The sequence below is a fragment of the Streptomyces sp. F63 genome, assembly GCF_018070345.1.
Lineage (GTDB): Bacteria > Actinomycetota > Actinomycetes > Streptomycetales > Streptomycetaceae > Streptomyces.
Window position 1 is genome coordinate 62478 of sequence record NZ_JAGPXX010000030.1, and the last position, 19647, is coordinate 82124.

Sequence of the window (19647 nt, forward strand, 5' to 3'; positions counted from 1 at the left end):
ATTATTCCGTAAGACCTAACGCGCCCTGCGGTCCGCGCACCACCTCAGCTTGCGTCTTCATGGTGAAGAGATCCTGAGTCACCGGCTGTGGATACCTTCGAAGATTTCCTGCAGGCTGTTGATTGAGAGATAATCCCCGAGTGGCTGCCCACTTCCGTCGTAACGCCTGGTCAGCCAACCGTAGTGGAACAGCCTGGAGATGTTGCGCCGGGTCTTCCCTTGATTACGCCTTTGGCATTTGGTCGACTCGATTCCGCCTCGGGCGATCCCAGGATGTGGGAGCAGTCCCAGGGGCTGTCCGGCAAGCTCAGCGAGCGGTGTGGTCCGGGTGGTGCTTGGTTCGGCGGGTTTCCTTCATCTCCGCCTCGTAGAGGTGCTCCCGGCCATCGGCCAGCTCGTTGCGCAGGCGTTCCTCGATCTGCTGGAACGGCCGGTAGTAGGTCTGGTTGTAGGCCTCGATGATCTGGAAGGTCCAGTGGTCGGGGATCACGTTGCGGCCCAGGATTTCGCGCTCGACGAGGTCGGCCTGCTCGGCGTGGCCGGCCTCGCGGAGCAGGCGCACCGCCTCGTCCAGCTCCAGGTCCGCGCCGCCCGTCAGCTGGTGGAACGCGTACAGCATGCCGCGGGCCCGTTCGGTCGTCTCCAGGGCCTTCGACAGCGCCCCCAGCGCCTCGACGGTTGTATCGCTCACTCCGTCGGGGCGCTGGTGCTGCTTGTCGGGCGTCTCGGGGTCGTAGGTGTCGTCAGTCACGCGCATCCACGTTCCCCGTCAGGCGCCGCCGTCACGCGGGCAGCGGCCTCATCCCTCCTGCGGGCGGGCGGGCGGACGTGCCGGGCGGGAGCGGCGAGCGCCCGGCAGTTGCCTGTCGGATAGCGCCACTGGAAGCTGTCGAGTGCCCGTGCCCTGGCTTCGACGACGGCCATCCGGGCCTCGCGTTCGACCGAGTCGGTGTGGGCGGTCTGGCTCGTCATCTGTCCGGGCCACTTGCGGTAGAGCAGTCCGTAGTCGCGGATGAACCAGCCCCGGCTGACGGCGTTCAGGGCGAGCAGGAGTCCGGTGTCCTCGGAGGCCGGGAGAGCCATCCATCCGCCGAGGGCGAGCAGCAGATCACGGCGTATGCAGAGTGACGCCGGGTGGACCTGGGCGCGGTAGTCGTGGGCCTTCCAGTGTTCCAGGACGGCTCCGCGCTCGATTGGGCCTCCTTCGGGGTCACTGTCGAAGCCGGCTGTGGAGCCGTCGGGCAGGAGGTCCAGGACGCGGGAGGTGACCCAGCCGATCTCCGGGTCTCCTTCGAGCACCGTGAGGTCGCGTGCCAGGGCGCCCGGCATCAGCTGGTCGTCGGCGTCCAGGATCTTCACGTACTCGCCGTCGGCGTGCGCGAGAGCGATGGTGCGGGCGATCCCCGGTCCGCCGGGCCTGCCCTGGCGGAACGTCACCTGCGGGTCGTCGCGCACGTGCGGAGCGACCTGGTCCGTGGTCCCGGCCCTGCGGCAGCCGACATCACGGCAGGAGTCACGGCAGCCGGACACCACCGTCACCCCCGACAGCCCGCCACGACGGTGGGTGAGCCGGACAACTCAGGCGCGCGTGTGCCCCCGCAACCACCCACCGGCACCAGCCACTCCATCGCCTTTCCAGGACGACCCCGGGCGCGCACGGCACCGAATGGACGACCGACCCCCGGCCCACCCCCACCACGGATGCCGTAACCCCCGCCCGAGAACCCCCCGCCGGCCCGCGACGCACCCGCCACCACCACCGCGCCGCCCACCCGGCGCCGTAACCCCAACCACCCAGGCACCGGACAGCCCGCGACGCACCCCGCCTCGACCACTCCGCCCCGCCGCCAACTGCGGGTGGCGGGGCCCTGGGCCGGGCAAAGCGGCCGACCGCCGTGCTCCCGGAACTCCCGGAACTCCCGGAACTCCCGGAACTCGCGGAACTCGCGGAACTCGCGGAACTCGCGGAACTCGCGGAACTCGCGGAACTCCCGAGAAGGCTGCGAGCCTTCCGGGCTACTCCTTCCGGCCGGTCGCGGCGACGGTGACCCCGAGACCGATCATCGCGAACCCGCCCGCTCCACCGATCAGGGCGAGTCGCCGCGGCGAGCCGGCGAACCAGCTTCGCGCAGCGGCCGCGGCCAGCCCCCACACGCTGTCGCAGCTCACCGCGATGACGTTGAAGACCAGTCCGAGCAGCATCATCTGGAGGGCGGCGTGCCCCTGGCCGCGGTCGATGAACTGGGGCAGCACAGCGGCGAAGAACACGATGGTCTTGGGATTGGCCACGCCAACCGCGAATCCCTCCCACACCGTGCGCCGCAGACCACCGAGCCGCCGTCCCCCTTCCGGTCCCGGTCCCGGTCCCGGTCCGTCGACGGTGGCGGATGACGGCGGTGTCTCGGCCCCGTGGCCCGCCCCCCGCTGCCGCACCGCCCTGATGCCGAGGTACACCAGATACGCGGCACCCGCGAGCTTCAACACCGTGAAGACCAGAACCGACCGTTCCACCACAGCCCCGACCCCGAGGGCCACGGCCACGACGAGGACGCAGGAACCGAGCGTGTTGCCCGCGACCGTGGCCAGCGCGGCGCGGCGTCCCTGTGCCAGAGCCCGTCCGATCACGAAGAGCACGCTGGGGCCGGGGATCACGATCAGCAGGAAGGACATGGCCGCGAACGCCAGGAGCCGGTCGGTGGACACCATGCTGCTCACACAACACCAGAACCGCTCGTGCGTCCATGCCGCTTTCCGCCGGTTCTCCGCCGCGGATCCCCTCCCCGCCACGCCGCCGGACGCCCAGGCAGGCCGGCAGACAGGCAGGCAGGCAGGAAGACGGACAGGCAGGCAGACAAGCAGCCGTACAGACCTCCGGCCCCGTCCTCACCCGGCGCACCGAGCGGGGACGGGGCCGGAGGTCCGGCACGGAGTCGCAGTCACGCAGTCACTGCGACAGCGTCACGGAGTCACAGAGCCGTCGTCACCCCCCAGCCGCCCGGCTCCCCCAGCCGCCCGGCTCCCCGGACGCCCACGGCCCTCCCCGCTCACTCCCCCCGGGACAGCCGCTGCGCGGCTTCGACCGCCCAGTACGTGAGGATCATGTTCGCCCCGGCGCGCTTGGCTCCCGTCAGGGTCTCCATGATGGTGCGGTCGCGCTCGATCCAGCCGTTGGCGGCCGCGGCCTCGATCATGGCGTACTCGCCCGACACCTGGTAGGCCGCCACCGGCACGTCCACCGCGTCCGCGACCCGGCGCAGCACGTCCAGATAGGGCAGTGCGGGCTTGACCATCACGATGTCGGCGCCCTCCGCCAGGTCCAGCGCCAGTTCGCGCAGGGATTCCCGCGCGTTGGCCGGGTCCTGCTGGTACGTCTTCCGGTCGCCCCGCAGCGAGGAGTCGACGGCCTCGCGGAAAGGGCCGTAGAAGGCCGACGCGTACTTGGCCGTGTAGGCGAGGATGGAGACGTCCTGGTGTCCGGCCCCGTCCAGCGCCTCCCGGACGACCTTGACCTGACCGTCCATCATGCCGCTCGGGCCGACCACGTGCACTCCGGCCTCCGCCTGCACGCGCGCCATCTCGGCATAGCGCTCCAGCGTCGCGTCGTTGTCGACCCGGCCCGCCGCGTCCAGGACCCCGCAGTGGCCGTGGTCGGTGAACTCGTCGAGGCACAGGTCCGACATGATGACGAGGTCGTCGCCGACCTCCTCCTTCACGTCCCGGATGGCGATCTGGAGGATGCCCTCCGGGTCGGTCCCCGCCGTGCCGCAGGCGTCCTTCTCCTGCGGCACCCCGAAGAGCATGATCCCGCCGAGCCCCGCCCCGGCGGCCTCGGCGGCCGCCTTCCGCAGGCTGTCCCGGGTGTGCTGGACAACGCCCGGCATGGAGGACACCGGCACGGGCTCGGCGATCCCCTCCCGCACGAAGGCGGGGAGGATCAACTCGGCCGGATGCAGCCGGTGTTCGGCGACCATGCGGCGCATCGCCGGGCTGGTCCGGAGCCGGCGCGGACGGACTCCCAGGTGCTCCAGCCCGACCGTGCCCGCTCCCTGCTGGTGGTCGTTGCTCATGAAGTGGCGCGCCTCCTGCGCGATCCGGGCCTGCGCTCGCTCGGACGGGTGACGGGGTCGCCCGCCTCGATGGCGGCGGCCCGGCGCTTGGCGCCGAAGTCGGCGAGCGCCTCGGCGAGCCGGGTGACGGACGGCTCGGGCGACAGGACGTCGACCCGCAGTCCGTGCTCCTCCGCCGTCTTGGCGGTCGCCGGGCCGATGCAGGCGATGACGGTGACGTTGTGCGGCTTGCCGGCGATGCCCACGAGGTTCCGCACCGTGCTGGAGGAGGTGAAGAGCACGGCGTCGAAGCCGCCGCTCTTGATGGCCTCCCGGGTCTCGGCCGGCGGCGGCGAGGCGCGCACGGTCCGGTAGGCCGTGACGTCGTCCACCTCCCAGCCCAGCTCGATCAGCCCGGCGACCAGGGTCTCGGTGGCGATGTCGGCACGCGGCAGGAAGACCCGGTCGATCGGGTCGAACACCGGGTCGTACGGCGGCCAGTCCTCCAGCAGCCCGGCGGCCGACTGCTCTCCGCTCGGCACCAGGTCGGGCTTCACACCGAACTCGACCAGGGACCTGGCCGTCTGCTCGCCCACCGCCGCGACCTTGATCCCGGCGAAGGCGCGGGCGTCGAGCCCGTACTCCTCGAACTTCTCCCGGACCGCCTTGACGGCGTTGACCGACGTGAAGGCGATCCACTCGTAGCGGCCGGTGACCAGGCCCTTGACGGCCCGCTCCATCTGCTGCGGGGTGCGCGGCGGTTCGACGGCGATGGTCGGCACCTCGCTGGGCACCGCGCCGTAGGAGCGGAGCTGGTCGGAGAGGGACGCGGCCTGCTCCTTGGTCCGCGGCACCAGGACCTTCCAGCCGAAGAGCGGCTTGGACTCGAACCAGGAGAGCTGGTCCCGGCGGGCGTCGCAGCTGTGCTCGCCGACCACGGCTATGACCGGCTGCGCGCCGTCCGCCGAGGGCAGCACCTTGGCGGCCTTGAGCACCTGCCCGATGGTGCCGAGCGTGGCGGTCCAGGTGCGCTGGCGGGTGGTCGTACCGGCGATGGTGACGGCCATGGGGGTGTCGGGCTTCCGCCCGCCCGAGACCAGTTCGGCGGCCGCGGCCGCGACGGTCTCCAGGGTGGTGGAGACGACCGCGGTGGCGTCGCTGGAGCCGATCTCGGTCCAGCACCGCTCGGAGGCCGTGGCGGCGTCGACGAACCGGACGTCGGCGCCCCGCGCGGACCGCAGCGGCAGACCGGCGTACGCGGGGACGCCCACGGCCGTCGCCACTCCGGGCACGACCTCGAAGACGATGCCCTCCGCGGAGCAGGCGAGCATCTCCTCGGCTGCGTCGCCGTCGAGACCGGGGTCGCCGCAGAGCGCACGCACCACCCGCTTGCCGCTCCGTGCGGCCTCCATGACAAGATTGACGGCATCCTCCAAGGCGTACACCGCCGAAGAGTTTGACGTGCCGTCATGCGCCCGCAGCTGCGGGACGTCCACTCCTGCGCGCGCGTGGGCGGTCACCACGTCGAGCACCTGCGGGTCGGCGACCAGCACGTCCGCGTGGGTGAGCGCCTCCACGGCGCGCAGCGTCAGCAGTCCCGGGTCTCCGGGCCCGGCACCGAGGAAGGTGACGTGACCGAGGGGCGACTGGTGCGCGGAACGGAGATTTACGGCGGTGGGGCTCACAGTGCTCGCTCCCCCATAAGACCGGCCGCACCCTTGGCGAGCATCTCGGCGGCGAGTTCGCGGCCGAGGGCCGCGGCGTCGTCGAGCGACGAGGGTACGGAACCGGTGGTGGACAGCTGCACCAGCGTGGAGCCGTCGGTCGTGCCGACGACGCCGCGCAGGCGCATTTCGGTGACAGTCTGCCCGTCGCCCAACAGGTCGGCCAGCGCCCCGACGGGTGCGCTGCAGCCGGCCTCCAGGGCGGCGAGCAGGGAACGCTCGGCGGTCACGGCGGCCCGCGAGTGCGGGTCGTCGAGTTCGGCGAGCCGGGCCGCGAGACCGGCGCCGTACACCTGGTGCACGGCGGCGCACTCGACGGCCAGCGCCCCCTGGCCGGGGGCGGGCAGGACGGCGTCGGCGGGCAGCTTCTGCGTCGCCTCCCCGATCCGGCCGACCCGGTTGAGGCCGGCGGTGGCGAGGACGACCGCGTCGAGCTCGCCGGAGCGCACGTATCCGATGCGGGTGTCGACGTTGCCCCGGATCGGCACGGTCTCGACCGCGCCCCCGAGTGCGGCGGCCCAGCTGTTGAGCTGCGCCATGCGGCGCGGCGAGCCGGTGCCGATCCGCGCGGCCGGGCGGCCGTCGCGGCCGAGTGCGGCCAGTTCCTCGAAGGTGAGTCCGTCGCGCGCCACGAGGGCGTCGCGCGGGTCCTCGCGGACCGGTACGGCGGCCACGACGAGGCCGTCGGGCTGTGTGGTCGGCAGGTCCTTCAGGGAGTGGACCGCCAGGTCGATCTCCCCGGCGAGCAGGGCGTCGCGCAGGGCGGAGACGAAGACGCCGGTGCCGCCGATCTGTGCGAGGTGCTCACGGGAGACGTCGCCGTAGGTGGTGATCTCGACCAGCTCGACCGGGCGGCCGGTGAGGTCGCTGACGGCGTCCGCCACCATCCCGGACTGGGCCATGGCGAGCTTGCTGCGCCGGGTGCCGAGCCGGAGCGGTCCGCTGCCGGCGAGGCCGCCGGTACCGGCGTCCGCCGTGCTCGTGGTGGTGGTGCCGGTCGTGGTCCTGCTGGTGGTGGCCCTGCTGGTGCCGGTGGTGCTCATGGTGCCCTTGTCGGTCATGCCCGCTCCCGTTCGGAGTCGCCGCTGTCGGCCCGGCTGACGGCGGCGACCGCCTTGGGGTCGAGGTCGAAGAGTTCACGCAGTGCCTCGGCGTACCCGGCGCCGCCGGGCTCGCCCGCGAGCTGCTTGACCCGCACGGTGGGCGCGTGCAGGAGCTTGTCGACGACACGGCGCACGGTCTGGGTGATCTCGGCGCGCTCCTTGTCGTCCAGGCCGGGCAGCCGGCCGTTGAGCCGGGCCATCTCGCTCCGGACCACATCGGCGGCCATGGTGCGCAGGGCCACCACGGTGGGGGTGATGTGGGCGGCCCGCTGCGCGGCGCCGAAGGCCGCGACCTCCTCGGACACGATGGCCCGCACCCGGTCGACGTCGGCGGCCATCGGCGCGTCGGCGGAGGCCTCGGCGAGGGTCTCGATGTCCACGAGCCGTACGCCCCGGACGCGGTGCGCGGCGGGGTCGATGTCGCGGGGCATCGCCAGGTCCAGCAGCCGCAGCCCGGGACCGTCCTGCGCGGCCTGCCCGTTCCGCGCGGCGAGGGCGTCCCGGAGATCGTCGGCGGTCAGGACGAGGCCGGTGGCGCCGGTGCAGGAGACGACGACGTCGGCCCGCGCCAGCTCACCCGGGACGCTCTCCATGGGGACGGCACGCGCGGCCGGTCCGGCGGCGGCCCCGGCCGCGGGGGCCGTCCGCTGCTCGGCCAGCCCGGCCGCGAGCCGCTCGGCCCGCTCCAGGGTGCGGTTGGCGACCGCGATCTCGCGGACGCCCGCGCGCGCGAGCGTCGTGGCCGCCAGGGAGGACATCGAGCCGGCGCCGATGACCAGCGCCCGCTTGCCCGCGGCCCAGTCGGTGACCTCGGCGGCCCCTTCCGCGGTGGCGAGCTCGGCGAGGCCGAAGGTGACGAGCGACTGCCCGGCCCGGTCGATCCCCGTCTCGCTGTGGGCCCGCTTGCCAACCCGCAGAGCCTGCTGGAAGAGGTCGTTGAGCAGCCGTCCGGCGGTGTGCAGCTCCTGGCCGAGGGCGAGCGCGTCCTTGATCTGGCCGAGGATCTGGCCCTCGCCGACGACCATCGAGTCCAGTCCGCAGGCCACCGAGAAGAGGTGGTGAACGGCCCGGTCCTCGTAGTGGACGTAGAGATACGGGGTGAGCTCGTCCAGTCCGACACCGCTGTGCACGGCGAGCTGGGTGGACAGCTCGGCGACCCCGGCGTGGAACTTGTCCACGTCGGCGTAGAGCTCTATGCGGTTGCAGGTGGAGAGCAGCGCGGCTTCCGCGGCCGGCTCGGCGGTGAGCGCGTCCTGCAGCAGCTTGCCGCGCGCCTCGGGAGCCAGGGCGGCCCGCTCCAGCACGCTGACCGGCGCGCTGCGGTGGCTCAGACCGACGACCAGGAGACTCATGCCGGCATCACGGCGGGAACGTCCCCGTCGGGTCCCTTTCCGCCACCGGTTCCTCCGCGCACGGCGGGTGCCGGGGGCGCGGGTGCGGCCATGGCCTCCTCGCCGGCCTTGCGCTGCTCGTGGAAGGCGAGGATCTGCAGCTCTATGGAGAGGTCGACCTTGCGCACGTCCACCCCGTCGGGGACGGAGAGGACGGTGGGCGCGAAGTTGAGGATCGAGGTGACGCCGGCCGCGACGAGCCGGTCGCAGACCTGCTGGGCGGCGCCGGCGGGGGTCGCGATGACGCCGATCGAGACGCCGTTGTCCTCGATGATCGCCTCGAGTTCGTCGGTGTGCTTCACCGGCAGTCCGGCCACGGGCTTGCCCGCCATGGACGGGTCGGCGTCGATGAGCGCGGCGACGCGGAACCCGCGGGAGGCGAAGCCACCGTAGTTGGCGAGTGCGGCGCCCAGGTTGCCGATACCGACGATCACGACCGGCCAGTCCTGCGTCAGGCCCAGTTCGCGCGAGATCTGGTAGACGAGGTACTCGACGTCGTAGCCCACGCCCCGGGTGCCGTAGGAGCCGAGGTAGGAGAAGTCCTTGCGCAGCTTCGCCGAGTTGACCCCGGCCGCGGCCGCGAGCTCCTCCGATGAGACCGTGGGAACCGAGCGCTCGGACAGAGCCGTCAGAGCACGCAGGTACAGCGGAAGACGGGCGACGGTGGCCTCGGGAATCCCTCGGCTTCGAGTCGCCGGTCGGTGCGTTCGGCCAGTTGCCACGGTGCTCCTGCGGGTAGAGCGAGGCTGTGGGCGGCCACGCCTCCGCGGACCGCCCCGTCTCTTGCAGGCTATGTCTTTGTGAACGTGTGCACAAAGATGGTGTCCGTTTTGTCCGCGCAAAGTGATCGGGCTCACGCGATGGAATCGCGCCACCCGGGAACCGGACGCGGCCCTCACCGCGCCTTCACCTCGCGTCACCCACGGGGGCACCGGCTCACCACTCCTCGCCACTCCGCCCCCGAGCGCACCGGAACGGGCCCCGATGCTAGTGGAGTGCCGGGCCCGTTCCCACCCGTCGCACGGCACCGAAAACCCGGGCCCGGCACGGCTCCACCGGCGGCGGGACGGGGCGGCGGCGGTGCCGAAGCGGGCGGGACGGGAGGCCGGCGGGCCACCGGGCCGCGCGGCGCCGCGCCCGCCCGGCACAATGCAGTCCATGAGCCCACTGCTGCGCCGTTCCCACCGCGACCCGGCCGACCGCGTCGTCACCCTGATCGGCAAGCCAGGTTGCCATCTGTGCGACGACGCCCGTGACGTGATCAGCACCGTCTGCGGGGAAGTCGGAGCCACCTGGGAGGAGAAGGACATCACCCGGGACGAGGAGTTGTACCGCCTGTACTGGGAGCAGATCCCGGTGGTGCTGGTGGACGGCGCCCAGCACGACTTCTGGCGGGTGAACCCGGACCGGCTGCGGAAGGCCCTGCGCGGCTGAGGCGGTCCGGACGCCCGGCCGGCGGCCCGCGGCCCGGAGCACCGCTGCCGGACCCACTCTCCGGGCCTGTCGCACCCCCGCCGGCGGATGTTCACGCGGCGCAATTCTCCCGACTCCGGGAGGGCATGATCAGTGGCTATGCTCGTCGGCATGGCCTCTCTGGGATGGCTCCCCCGCCGCAAGCGCTCCGTCACGGCCCGCAGCGTGCTGGCCGGCGAGGCGGCCGCGGAGGCCGCCCGCAAGACGTCACAGGTGGCCGAGGGCGCCGAGGCCGCCGCGGAGGCCGAGCCGGAGTTCCCCGTCGTCGGTGACGTCCGCGCGGCGGCGTTCTTCGATCTGGACAACACCGTCATGCAGGGCGCGGCGCTGTTCCACTTCGGCCGCGGCCTCTACAAGCGGCAGTTCTTCAGCAAGCGGGAACTCGCCCGGTTCGCCTGGCAGCAGACGTGGTTCCGGCTGGCGGGTGTCGAGGACCCGGCCCACATGGAGGACGCCCGCGAGAGCGCGCTGTCCATCGTCCGCGGGCACCACGTCTCCGAACTCATGGAGATGGGCGAGGAGATCTACGACGAGTACATGGCCGGCCGGATCTGGCCCGGCACCCGGGCACTGGCCCAGGCCCATCTCGACGCGGGCCAGAAGGTGTGGCTGGTCACCGCCGCCCCGGTGGAGGCCGCCACGATCATCGCCCGCAGGCTGGGGCTCACCGGCGCGCTGGGCACGGTCGCCGAGTCCGTCGACGGCGTCTACACCGGCCGGCTGGTGGGCGAGCCGCTGCACGGCCCGGCCAAGGCGGAGGCGGTACGGGCGCTGGCGCTCGCGGAGTGCCTGGACCTGGCGCGCTGCGCCGCGTACAGCGACTCGCACAACGACATCCCGATGCTCTCGATCGTCGGGTATCCGTACGCGATCAATCCGGACACCAAGCTGAAGCGGCACGCCCGGGAGCACGACTGGCGGCTGCGGGACTACCGCACGGCCCGCAAGGCCGCCAAGGTCGGCATCCCGGCGGCCGCCGGCGTGGGAGCCCTCGCGGGCGGGGCCGCGGCCGCCGCCGCACTGCACCGACGCCGGCGGTAGCGGCGCCCCGCCCGGCCCCGCCGGAGCCGCGCCCGCTCGCGCCGGAACCGAACCGGAATCCGCGCATCACCATATCCCGCACCGGAATCGGACAGAAGGTGCAGAAAAACAGTCAGACTCCGCGCCTCGTTCGATATTTGATCGATCAGCATTCCATAACGCACGGGAACTAATCGGCGATTTGAGCAACTAGGCGTAGCACTGCCTACACGAAGCGTTATTCTCCTCAGACGCAATACCGGTTCCCACGATCCCCTGCACCGGGTGAACGGTTCCGCACTGCACGTGATGGAAGCTCTGCCTCTGGGAGTCCCGTGTACCCACATGTCGGGGTTGACGCCTCGGGCCTGGCCACACTCCGCGCCGCGGTCCTCGACCAGCTGCGCGACCTCGTCCCCTCCGCCTGCGCCGCGCCGGCTCTCGCCGTCCCCGCCTTCGCCCTGCCGTCCATCGCGGCCGGTGTTCCCGCCGCCGTCAACAGAAGAGTCCCCCTCGCCTCCGGCGCGGCGGGGGCCGGAGGCGGCCGCGCCTCCACCGCCCGGCGCCCCGCGGCCGACGGCGACAGCCGCCGCATGATGGACCTGGTCGAGCGGGCGCAGGACGGGGAGGCCGAAGCCTTCGGCCGCCTCTACGACCAGTACGCCGACACGGTGTACCGCTACATCTACTACCGCGTCGGCAGCAGGGCCACCGCCGAGGACCTCACCAGCGAGACGTTCCTCCGCGCGCTGCGCCGCATCTCCACCTTCACCTGGCAGGGCCGGGACTTCGGCGCCTGGCTGGTGACCATCGCCCGCAACCTCGTCGCCGACCACTTCAAGTCCAGCCGCTTCCGGCTGGAGATCACCACCGGCGAGATGCTCGACGCCAACGAGGTGGAACGCAGCCCGGAGGACTCCGTCCTGGAGTCCCTGTCCAACGCCACGCTCCTGGACGCCGTCCGCCGGCTCAACCCCCAGCAGCAGGAGTGCGTGACTCTCCGCTTCCTCCAGGGCATGTCGGTCGCGGAGACGGCGCGGGCGATGGGCAAGAACGAAGGCGCCATCAAAACCCTGCAATATCGCGCGGTGCGCACCCTCGCGCGCCTGCTGCCCGAGGACGCCCGCTGACCGGTCCGGCCCGGCATGCCCCGCCCGCCGGTTCCGCCGGACGGAGCAGCCCACGCCACCCGGCGTGGAACGGCCGCCGTTCCCGCGTAACCCCATCGCGGAGCCGCTCGTTGTGCGGAATGCAGACTCCCAGCGGTTGCGCCACGCTTGCTACACATCACTCTTTCGAGTGGTCGCGCTCAAGTCCGGCAACCGCCCCCATCGGCCCGGGAGTCGCAGCTGATGAGGAGAGGAGGTGCCGCCTGTGATCGGATCCGTATCGGCGCACCGGCGGGCGAACGCCTTCGCCGAAGCCCTGGACGAGCAGCGGCCCGAACCACCGGCGGACGACCCCGGGCTGGGGAGACTGCTGGCCCTGGCCACCGGGCTCGGTGAACTGCCGGCGCCCCGGCTGGACCCGGAGGTCAGAACGGTCCAACGGGCCCGGCTGGTCGCCGCCATGGAGACCATGTTCGCCGACGGGACCGCGGGCTCCGGGAGCGAGGAGAGCGACGCCGCGCCCGCGCCGGTGCCCGGCCAGCGCTCCGGCGCGCACGCCCGCCACCGGAAGAGACTCGGCAGGATGCGCCCGCGTTCACGCTGGTCCAAGGGGCTGGCGGCCGGCGGGCTGACGGTGGGCGTCGCGGCCGGGGCGTTCGGCGGAGTGGCCGCCGCCAGCTCCGACGCGCTGCCCGGCGATTCGCTCTACGGCCTCAAGCGCGGTATGGAGGACCTGAAGCGCGGCATGGCCGAGGACGACCGCGAAACGGGCAAGCTCTACCTCGACCAGGCCTCCACCCGGCTGCGCGAGGCCGACCGGCTGATGGAGCGCGGCCGCGCGGGAGATCTGGACGAGGAGTCCCTCGGCGAGATCCGCCGTGCCCTCGCGGGCATGCGGCACGACGCCGCAGAGGGCCACCGCCTGCTCAGCTCCGTCTACGAGCGGAACGGCTCACTGGCCCCCATCGAGGTGCTGGACTCCTTCACCCGCGCGCACGGCGAGGGCTGGCGCTCCCTCCGCAGCCGTCTGCCACAGCAGCTCGGGGACGTACGCGACGACGTCACGGCCGTCATGGAAGCCATAGAGCGCGAGGTGGACCCGCTGAAGTCCCTGCTCCCCGGCCCTCCGGACACCGGTGATTCCGAGGTCCGGGGCCCCTTCGGCCGTTCCTCGGGCCCGGCCGGTCCGGAGAGCGGACCCCGGGAGTCGGCAGCACCCCGCACCGGCCCGTCCGAGAGCGGCACGGGCGGAAGCGAACCCTCGCTCTCCGGCCCGGGTTCCGGCTCCGGCCCCGCGGAGCAGTGGGAGGACGGGCTCATCGGCGGCACGGAAGATCTGCTCGACCCGCCCGAGACCGGCGCTCCGTCCGCCTCCGGCGACGGCGGGGAGAACACCCCGCAGGAACCGGACATCACCATCCCGCCCCTGTTCCCGGGCCTGTTCCCGGATTTCGGCCTCGACGAGGACGCCGCGGGCTAGTGCTGTGACCGGGAAGGTCACAGCACGAGCGGCTTCCCCACGGACGGCACCGCCATGCCGCCCCCGGGCCCCTTCCGGCACCCGCCGGAAGGGGCCCGGGGCGTACTACGGCGGACCGGCCGGCGCGGGGGCGGCCGGCGCGGAGGGCGGCCGGCGTGGGGGCGGCCGGCGCGGGGGCGGCCGGCGCGGGGGCGGCCGGCTAGAAGAAGACCGAGCGGCGCTCGACCAGCAGCTTGTACAGGGTGTGCTGAATGGTCTCCCGCACCTGGTCGGTGAGGTTGAACATCAGCATCGGGTCCTCGACGGCCTCGGGCGCGTAACCGTCCGTCGGAATCGGCTCGCCGAACTGGATCGTCCACTTCGTCGGCAGCGGCACGGCGCCCAGAGGGCCGAGCCAGGGGAAGGTGGGCGTGATCGGGAAATACGGCAGACCCAGCAGCCGGGCGACCGTCCGGGCATTGCCGACCATCGGATAGATCTCCTCCGCACCGACGATCGAACACGGCACGATCGGGACCCCCGCCCGCAGCGCCGTGGAAACGAAGCCGCCCCGTCCGAACCGCTGAAGTTTATAGCGCTCCGAGAAGGGCTTGCCGATGCCTTTGAAGCCTTCGGGCATCACCCCGACCACCTCGCCGCGTTCCAGCAGCCGCTCGGCGTCCTCGGCGCAGGCGAGCGTGTGACCGGCCTTGCGCGCCAGCTCGTTGACGACCGGCAGCATGAAGACCAGATCGGCCGCGAGCAACCGCAGGTTCCGGCCCGCCGGGTGGTTGTCGTGGACGGCGACCTGGAGCATCAGACCGTCGAGCGGCAGCGTCCCGGAGTGGTTGCAGACGACGAGCGCCCCTCCCTCGGAGGGGATGTTCTCGATGCCCCGCACCTCGACCCGGAAGTACTTGTCGTACAGCGGCCGCAGGGCCGACATCAGAACGTGCTCGGTGAGGTCCTCGTCGTACCCGAACTCGTCCACCTCGTACTCACCGGTGACGCGGCGGCGGAGGAACGCCAGGCCCTGCGCGAGGCGGCGTTCCCAACCGTCGGCTCCGCGGCCCCGGGACGGTGACTCCTCCGGCGGGCCCTCGGCTCCGCCGTCCCCCTCCCCGTGTCCGTCACCGCCGTCACCGGCTCCGTTCCCACCGGGAACGGCACTCAGCGGCGCCTCGCCCGCCTCCGGGCCGCCGGCGTCGGTGGCCCTTCTCCGCCCGGTGCGGCGTCGCGCCGAACGCTCACCCGCCCCTCGGGGCCGGTCCTCACCGAACGGGATGACCTTGGCGTCCGCCATGCTGGCTGTGCTCCTCAGGTGGCGTGGGATCGATGGTGGCCGTCACCGCCCGCGGCATCCGCCGGCTGGTCCAGCAGCGCCTCGGCGACACGGTCGACGGCATGGGCCAGCCGCTCCGGCGGCAGGAGGCCGGGCGTCCGGCTGTGCACGAAGTCGGCGAAGGTCTCGGCCGTCGAGTACGCGGGCTCGAAGCCGAGGGTCTGCCGCATCTCGGTGGTGCGCACGACCCGTCCGTGGGTGAGCAGCCGGACCTGCTCGGGCGAGAAGTCCGTCATGCCGACGACCCGCAGGGCCGAACGCACCCAGGCGAGGGCCGGCAGCAGCAGCGGCAGGGTCGGCCTGCCCAGCCTGCGGGCGGCCTGCGACAGCAGCAGCACACCGTCGCCCGCGATGTTGAACGTACCGCTGTTGAGGGTGCCCCGCCGGGGCTCGGAGGACGCGATCCGCAGCACCTCCATCACATCGTCCTCGTGGACGAACTGGAGCCGCGGGTCGTATCCGAGGACGGTCGGCAGCACCGGGAGGGAGAAGTACTCGGCGAGGGGGGTGTCGGCGTGCGGCCCGAGGATGTTGGCGAAGCGCAGCACGCACACCGCCACATCGGGACGCCGCCGGGCGAAGCCGCGGACATACCCCTCGACCTCGACGGTGTCCTTGGCGAAGCCTCCGCTGGGCAGCGACTTGGGCGGAGTGGACTCGTCGAAGACGGCGGGGTCGCGCGGCGCCGAACCGTACACATTGGTGCTGGACTTCACCACGAGCCGCTGCACGGACGGCGCCTTCTGGCAGGCGCCGAGCAGCTGCATCGTGCCGATGACGTTGGTCTCCTTGAGCACGGCCCGGCCCCGGGGGTTCCTGCCGGAGCCGACTCCGAAAGTGGGGGCCGGCGTGCCGGTGACGTCCAGGTGGACGACCGTGTCGACGGCATACTCGGCGAGCACCCTCGCGATGGTGGGCTGCCGGATGTCGGCCTGTACGAACTCGGCCCCGCCCAAGTGGCGTTCGGGCTGCACGGAGTCCACGGCGATCACCCGGGCGACGTCGGGCTCCCGCTGGACGCGCCGTACGAAGCGGCCCGCGAGTTGCCTGCCGGCACCGGTGACGAGCACGACCCTGCCCAATATCCGCGCCTTCCTTCCGACCGTGGTCAGGCTGTGAGGATTCTGTCGGTCACCGTATCCCCTGGTTGTCGCCCTGTGATGTCCCCCGGCACGGGAAGGGTCCATTTCCGGAACAGGGCGTCCCGTCCGGATCTCACGGGCCACCCCCGTGAAACAGCAGAGCCGCCCTCCCGCCGTCGGGGCGGAAGGGCGGCTGACGTCCGCGTCGCCTGCTTCTTACTTCTTGTTGCGACGCTGGACGCGGGTGCGCTTGAGCAGCTTGCGGTGCTTCTTCTTGGCCATCCGCTTGCGCCGCTTCTTGATAACAGAGCCCACGACTACCCTCGCTTACTTCGCATCACTCGGTGCGGGGCGTCCGAGCCCACACTACCTACGTCGGCCCAGCCTACCCGCCGCCGCGTGATGGACGTAATCCGAGGGTCACCGTCAGGCGGTCTCCACCCCCACATAGGACTCGCGGAGATATTCGTGGACCGCCTGCTCCGGGACGCGGAAGGACCTCCCCACCCGGATGGCAGGCAGATGACCGCTGTGCACCAGGCGGTACACGGTCATCTTCGACACTCGCATCACCGCGGCGACTTCCGCCACGGTCAGGAACACGACCTCATTGAGAGGCCTTTCGCCACCAGCCATAGAGACACCTGAACCTTCCGCACCTGACGGCCACCGGCTTCCCCTCCGGTGACTCCTTGTCGCTGCGCGCTCACTCCCAGAGTAGGGGCGGGTGATACGAGTGGGGAAGAGGAGCAGCGTTCACTCTCCTACTGGGACAGACACGCCCGATTGAGTACATAGCGCGTCAGCGGCCGGTAGTAAGCGGACCGCACGGCGTCATCAAGTGGAACGGCGACCGACACCCTTCCCTCGGCCTCCCCCACGAACGGCGCGGGGTCGTCCGCATCGGCCGGCCCCATGGCCTCAATGCCCAGTTGACCTGCGCCGCAGATCCAGCCGTGGTCGCCGATCACGAGCGCGGGCAGCGGCCCGGAAGAGTCGGCGGCCGCAGCGAGAACCATGCGAACCGGGAGCGGCGAGTGGCTGTGCGCACCCGCCGCGGCCCCTGGTCCGGGCCGGCCGGTTTCGCGGACGAGGGCGACCCCGCGTACGTAGTCGATACGGTGGATGCGTAGACCGAACCGGGTCGTTATGTCGATACATCTCCCCTGCGCCGGGCTGAGGACAGGGCATCCCGCCGCCGAGAGGGCAGCCGCCAAAGAGGCGTAGAAATCCAGGAGCCGGTGCGGGTGACCGGTTCCGAACAGCACCGGGAGACGGGCCCCGGCGGCGGCGGCGAGCCGGTCCGCGAAGGCGTCCAGGGCCGCGAGCGTGCGGTCGGGATCGATCGTCTCGGGGCCGACCGTATGGGAGGGATTCCCGGAGACTCCACACCGGTCGGCCATCAGCCGCAGCAACTCCCACTCCTCCCAGGCCCGTTCGGGTTCGAGCCCGAGCAGCAGCCGGGGGTCGCGGGCCGCGAAGAGACGGTAACTGCGCAGGCTCCGCTCGCGTGAGGTGGCCACGACGCCCGCCAGCCGGACCGCCGCCAGATGGGCGCGCAGCTCACCACGGCTGGGCACGGCGGAACGCGGCACGCCCGGAGGCGGCACGCCGGCATTCGGCTCCGGAGAACTCGGCACCCGCCCCATGCTGTCGCACGCGCCCCGGTCCCGTCGGCGTATCGGGAAGACCTCCCACGACCGGCCCAGCAAGCGGGTGTTACGACAGGCACGCCGGGGCTGCGGCTACGGGCACGGCGGGCCTGCGGTCACGGCAGCAGCCCGTGTGCCGGGAACACCGCGCGGCGTGTGGCGAGCACCGCCTGGTCCAGGCGGTCCGCCGGGTCGTAGCCGCCGTCCTCGAAGTCGCGCCACCACGGCTCCCGTCCGTCGGTCATCCGCCGCGGCGCCGACTGCCGGGTCCTGGCGTAGACCTCCTGCCGCCAGTCCTCGGGCGTCTCCGCCCTGGGATCGATCGGGCGGCCGGCCGCGATCGCCACCAGGTGTGTCCAGGACCGCGGTACGACATCGGCGACGGCATACCCACCGCCGCCCAGGGCGACCCAGCGGCCCTCCGCGTGCTCGTGCGCCAAGCCGTGGCAAGCCGCCTGCACGGCGCGCTGCGCGTCGAGGCTGACGGCGAGGTGGGCGAGGGGATCCTCGATGTGCGTGTCCGCGCCGTGCTGGGTCACCAGCACCTGCGGGCGGAAGGCCGACAGCAGCTCGGGGACCACCGCGTGGAAGGCCCGCAACCAACCGTCGTCGGTGGTCCCGGCGGGCAGCGCCACGTTCACCGCGCTGCCCTCGGCTCCCTCCCCGCCCGTCTCCTCCGGCCAGCCGGTCTGCGGGAACAGGGTGCGCGGGTGCTCGTGGAGGGAGATGGTCAGCACCCGGGGGTCATTCCAGAACGCCGCCTGTACGCCGTCTCCGTGGTGCACGTCCACATCGACGTACGCGACACGCTCCGCACCGAGTTCCAGCAGCCGCGCGATGGCCAGCGCCGCGTCGTTGTAGATGCAGAAGCCGGCAGCGGCGCCCGGCATGGCGTGGTGCAGTCCCCCGGCGAAGTTGACCGCGTGCTGGACGTCCCCGCGCCACACGGCCTCGGCCGCGCCCACCGACTGCCCGGCGATCAATGCCGAGGTCTCGTGCATTCCGCTGAAGGCCGGGTCGTCCTCGGTGCCGAGACCGTAGGAACCGTCCGCGGAGGCGGGATCGGCCGAGGCCCGGCGCACCGCCTCCACATAGTCACCGCGGTGGACCAGCCGCAGCGTCGACTCCCCCGCTGCCGGGGCCGAGACGACCCGCAGTTCGCGGTCGAGCCCGAAAGCCTCGACCAGACGCATGGTCAGCGCGAGCCGCACCGGATCCATCGGATGGTCGGGACCGAAGTCATAGTGGGTGACCGCCTCGTCCCACATCAGCTGCGCACGACCGCTCATACCGACCACCGTATCGGTCCCGTTGAGAGCCGAACCAAACGGGCGCGTGGCACGAACGAGGGGTGGCGGCCCGGATGGCTCAGACGGCCCTGTCCGCCGCGTCCCGGTCACGGCCATCACCGTGGCCGTGACCGTGACCGTGGCCGAGCAGGGCCGGCAGCTCGGCCGGCGACGAGAACAGGGCGGTGGCTTCCGCCAGTTCGGCTGCGGGGGTCAACGCGGTGAAACCGTAGACGTCCATGCCCGCGGCCACGGCGGCCCGGACTCCGAGCGGGCTGTCCTCGACCACCGCGCAGCGCTCCGGCGGTACCCCCATCTCGGCGGACGCGTGCAGGAAGAGATCCGGCGCCGGCTTGCCGCGCCCCACGTCCTGGGAACTGAAGATGCGCTCCTCGCCGAAATGGTCGTACAGGCCGGTGGTGCGGAGAGTGACACGAATGCGCTCGTGGCTGCCGGACGAGGCCACGCAGTACGGAACACCCGCGGCCGCCAGCCCCGCCAGCACCCCGGCCACGCCGGCGACAGGCTGGAGCCGGCGCCGGAACTCCTCGAAAACCCGGCGGTGGAAGATCTCGTCGAAGTCGTCCGGCAGCCGGCGCCCGGAGCGCTCGAGGACGAGGTCATGGACGCGGTGCATGGCGGAGCCCATGTAGTCGCGCAGGGAGTCCTCGTAGGTGGTGGGGTGCCCGAGCTCGGTCAGACAGGCGGCGAGCGCCCGGTTCGAGATCGGCTCGCTGTCCACCAGCACACCGTCGTTGTCGAATATGACCAGGTCGTAGCGCATGGATTCACTGTAGGCCGGCAGGGAAAGCCCGGGCCGAGAGTCCGCAAACGCGAGAAAGCCCTGTTGGGAACCGGAGTTCCCGACAGGGCTTTCACAAGAATTGTTCGGCGGCGTCCTACTCTCCCACAGGGTCCCCCCTGCAGTACCATCGGCGCTGAAAGGCTTAGCTTCCG

At 72.0% G+C, this 19647-nt stretch carries 19 protein-coding genes; 4 read left to right on the forward strand and 15 right to left on the reverse strand.

The features are described 5' to 3' along the window. Positions 1–307: 307 nt before the first annotated feature. The 8 genes from KBZ10_RS23880 to KBZ10_RS23915 all read right to left on the reverse strand — a co-directional run bounded on the left by KBZ10_RS23880 (position 308) and on the right by KBZ10_RS23915 (position 8986). Positions 308–757 (reverse strand): hypothetical protein, encoded by a 450-nt coding sequence (locus KBZ10_RS23880; protein ID WP_210989772.1) that lies wholly within the window; start codon positions 755–757, stop codon positions 308–310. Then, the gene (locus tag KBZ10_RS23885) at positions 748–1530 is read right to left on the reverse strand and encodes a glycosyltransferase (RefSeq protein WP_307847577.1); all 783 of its coding nucleotides are present in this window, start codon (positions 1528–1530) and stop codon (positions 748–750) included. Before KBZ10_RS23885 ends, KBZ10_RS23880 begins: the two co-directional genes overlap by 10 nt. 486 nt (positions 1531–2016) lie before the next feature. Continuing rightward, positions 2017–2706, reverse strand: coding sequence for a LysE family translocator (locus KBZ10_RS23890; protein WP_210989794.1), 690 nt, complete (start codon positions 2704–2706; stop codon positions 2017–2019). 338 nt (positions 2707–3044) lie between these two features. Beyond that, positions 3045–4067, reverse strand: coding sequence for a porphobilinogen synthase (gene hemB, locus KBZ10_RS23895; RefSeq protein ID WP_210989773.1), 1023 nt, complete (start codon positions 4065–4067; stop codon positions 3045–3047). After that, on the reverse strand, positions 4064–5731 hold the full coding sequence (locus KBZ10_RS23900; protein WP_210989774.1) for a bifunctional uroporphyrinogen-III C-methyltransferase/uroporphyrinogen-III synthase: 1668 nt from the start codon (positions 5729–5731) through the stop codon (positions 4064–4066). Before KBZ10_RS23900 ends, hemB begins: the two co-directional genes overlap by 4 nt. Continuing rightward, positions 5728–6672: a hydroxymethylbilane synthase gene (gene hemC / locus KBZ10_RS23905; protein ID WP_247702880.1), complete on the reverse strand. Its 945-nt coding sequence runs from the start codon at positions 6670–6672 to the stop codon at positions 5728–5730. The genes KBZ10_RS23900 and hemC overlap by 4 nt, the downstream gene beginning before the upstream one ends. Before the next feature lie 155 nt (positions 6673–6827). Further along, entirely contained in the window at positions 6828–8225 is a 1398-nt protein-coding gene (locus KBZ10_RS23910) for a glutamyl-tRNA reductase (RefSeq protein WP_210989775.1), read from the reverse strand. Then, a complete protein-coding gene (locus tag KBZ10_RS23915; protein WP_210989776.1) occupies positions 8222–8986 on the reverse strand; it encodes a redox-sensing transcriptional repressor Rex in 765 nt (254 codons plus the stop codon). Before KBZ10_RS23915 ends, KBZ10_RS23910 begins: the two co-directional genes overlap by 4 nt. Before the next feature lie 427 nt (positions 8987–9413). On the opposite strand from KBZ10_RS23915, the gene KBZ10_RS23920 reads away from it, so the two are divergent. From KBZ10_RS23920 to KBZ10_RS23935, 4 genes are all read left to right on the forward strand, one after another. Beyond that, positions 9414–9698 (forward strand): glutaredoxin family protein, encoded by a 285-nt coding sequence (locus tag KBZ10_RS23920; RefSeq protein WP_210989777.1) that lies wholly within the window; start codon positions 9414–9416, stop codon positions 9696–9698. Positions 9699–9848: 150 nt separating this feature from the next. Then, positions 9849–10778, forward strand: coding sequence for an HAD family phosphatase (locus tag KBZ10_RS23925; RefSeq protein WP_210989778.1), 930 nt, complete (start codon positions 9849–9851; stop codon positions 10776–10778). Between the two features lie 314 nt (positions 10779–11092). Then, the gene (locus tag KBZ10_RS23930; protein ID WP_210989779.1) at positions 11093–11887 is read left to right on the forward strand and encodes an ECF subfamily RNA polymerase sigma factor, BldN family; all 795 of its coding nucleotides are present in this window, start codon (positions 11093–11095) and stop codon (positions 11885–11887) included. 244 nt (positions 11888–12131) lie between these two features. Continuing rightward, positions 12132–13346 (forward strand): DUF5667 domain-containing protein, encoded by a 1215-nt coding sequence (locus KBZ10_RS23935; RefSeq protein ID WP_210989780.1) that lies wholly within the window; start codon positions 12132–12134, stop codon positions 13344–13346. Between the two features lie 199 nt (positions 13347–13545). On the opposite strand, the gene KBZ10_RS23940 is transcribed toward KBZ10_RS23935, so the two are convergent. From KBZ10_RS23940 to KBZ10_RS23970, 7 genes are all read right to left on the reverse strand, one after another. Then, on the reverse strand, positions 13546–14628 hold the full coding sequence (locus KBZ10_RS23940) for a lysophospholipid acyltransferase family protein (RefSeq protein WP_210989781.1): 1083 nt from the start codon (positions 14626–14628) through the stop codon (positions 13546–13548). A gap of 14 nt (positions 14629–14642) precedes the next feature. Further along, positions 14643–15749 (reverse strand): NAD-dependent epimerase/dehydratase family protein, encoded by a 1107-nt coding sequence (locus tag KBZ10_RS23945; RefSeq protein ID WP_210989782.1) that lies wholly within the window; start codon positions 15747–15749, stop codon positions 14643–14645. A 216-nt stretch (positions 15750–15965) separates the two neighbouring features. Further along, positions 15966–16064 (reverse strand): 30S ribosomal protein bS22, encoded by a 99-nt coding sequence (locus KBZ10_RS23950; RefSeq protein WP_003948845.1) that lies wholly within the window; start codon positions 16062–16064, stop codon positions 15966–15968. 111 nt (positions 16065–16175) lie between these two features. Continuing rightward, positions 16176–16385, reverse strand: coding sequence for a helix-turn-helix domain-containing protein (locus tag KBZ10_RS23955; protein ID WP_019707698.1), 210 nt, complete (start codon positions 16383–16385; stop codon positions 16176–16178). Between the two features lie 128 nt (positions 16386–16513). Next, on the reverse strand, positions 16514–17329 hold the full coding sequence (locus tag KBZ10_RS23960) for a phosphatase (protein ID WP_210989783.1): 816 nt from the start codon (positions 17327–17329) through the stop codon (positions 16514–16516). Positions 17330–17517: 188 nt separating this feature from the next. Next, a complete protein-coding gene (locus KBZ10_RS23965) occupies positions 17518–18690 on the reverse strand; it encodes an acetoin utilization protein AcuC (RefSeq protein ID WP_210989784.1) in 1173 nt (390 codons plus the stop codon). Positions 18691–18769: 79 nt separating this feature from the next. Further along, positions 18770–19474, reverse strand: coding sequence for an HAD family hydrolase (locus tag KBZ10_RS23970; RefSeq protein WP_210989785.1), 705 nt, complete (start codon positions 19472–19474; stop codon positions 18770–18772). Between the last annotated feature and the right edge of the window lie 173 nt (positions 19475–19647).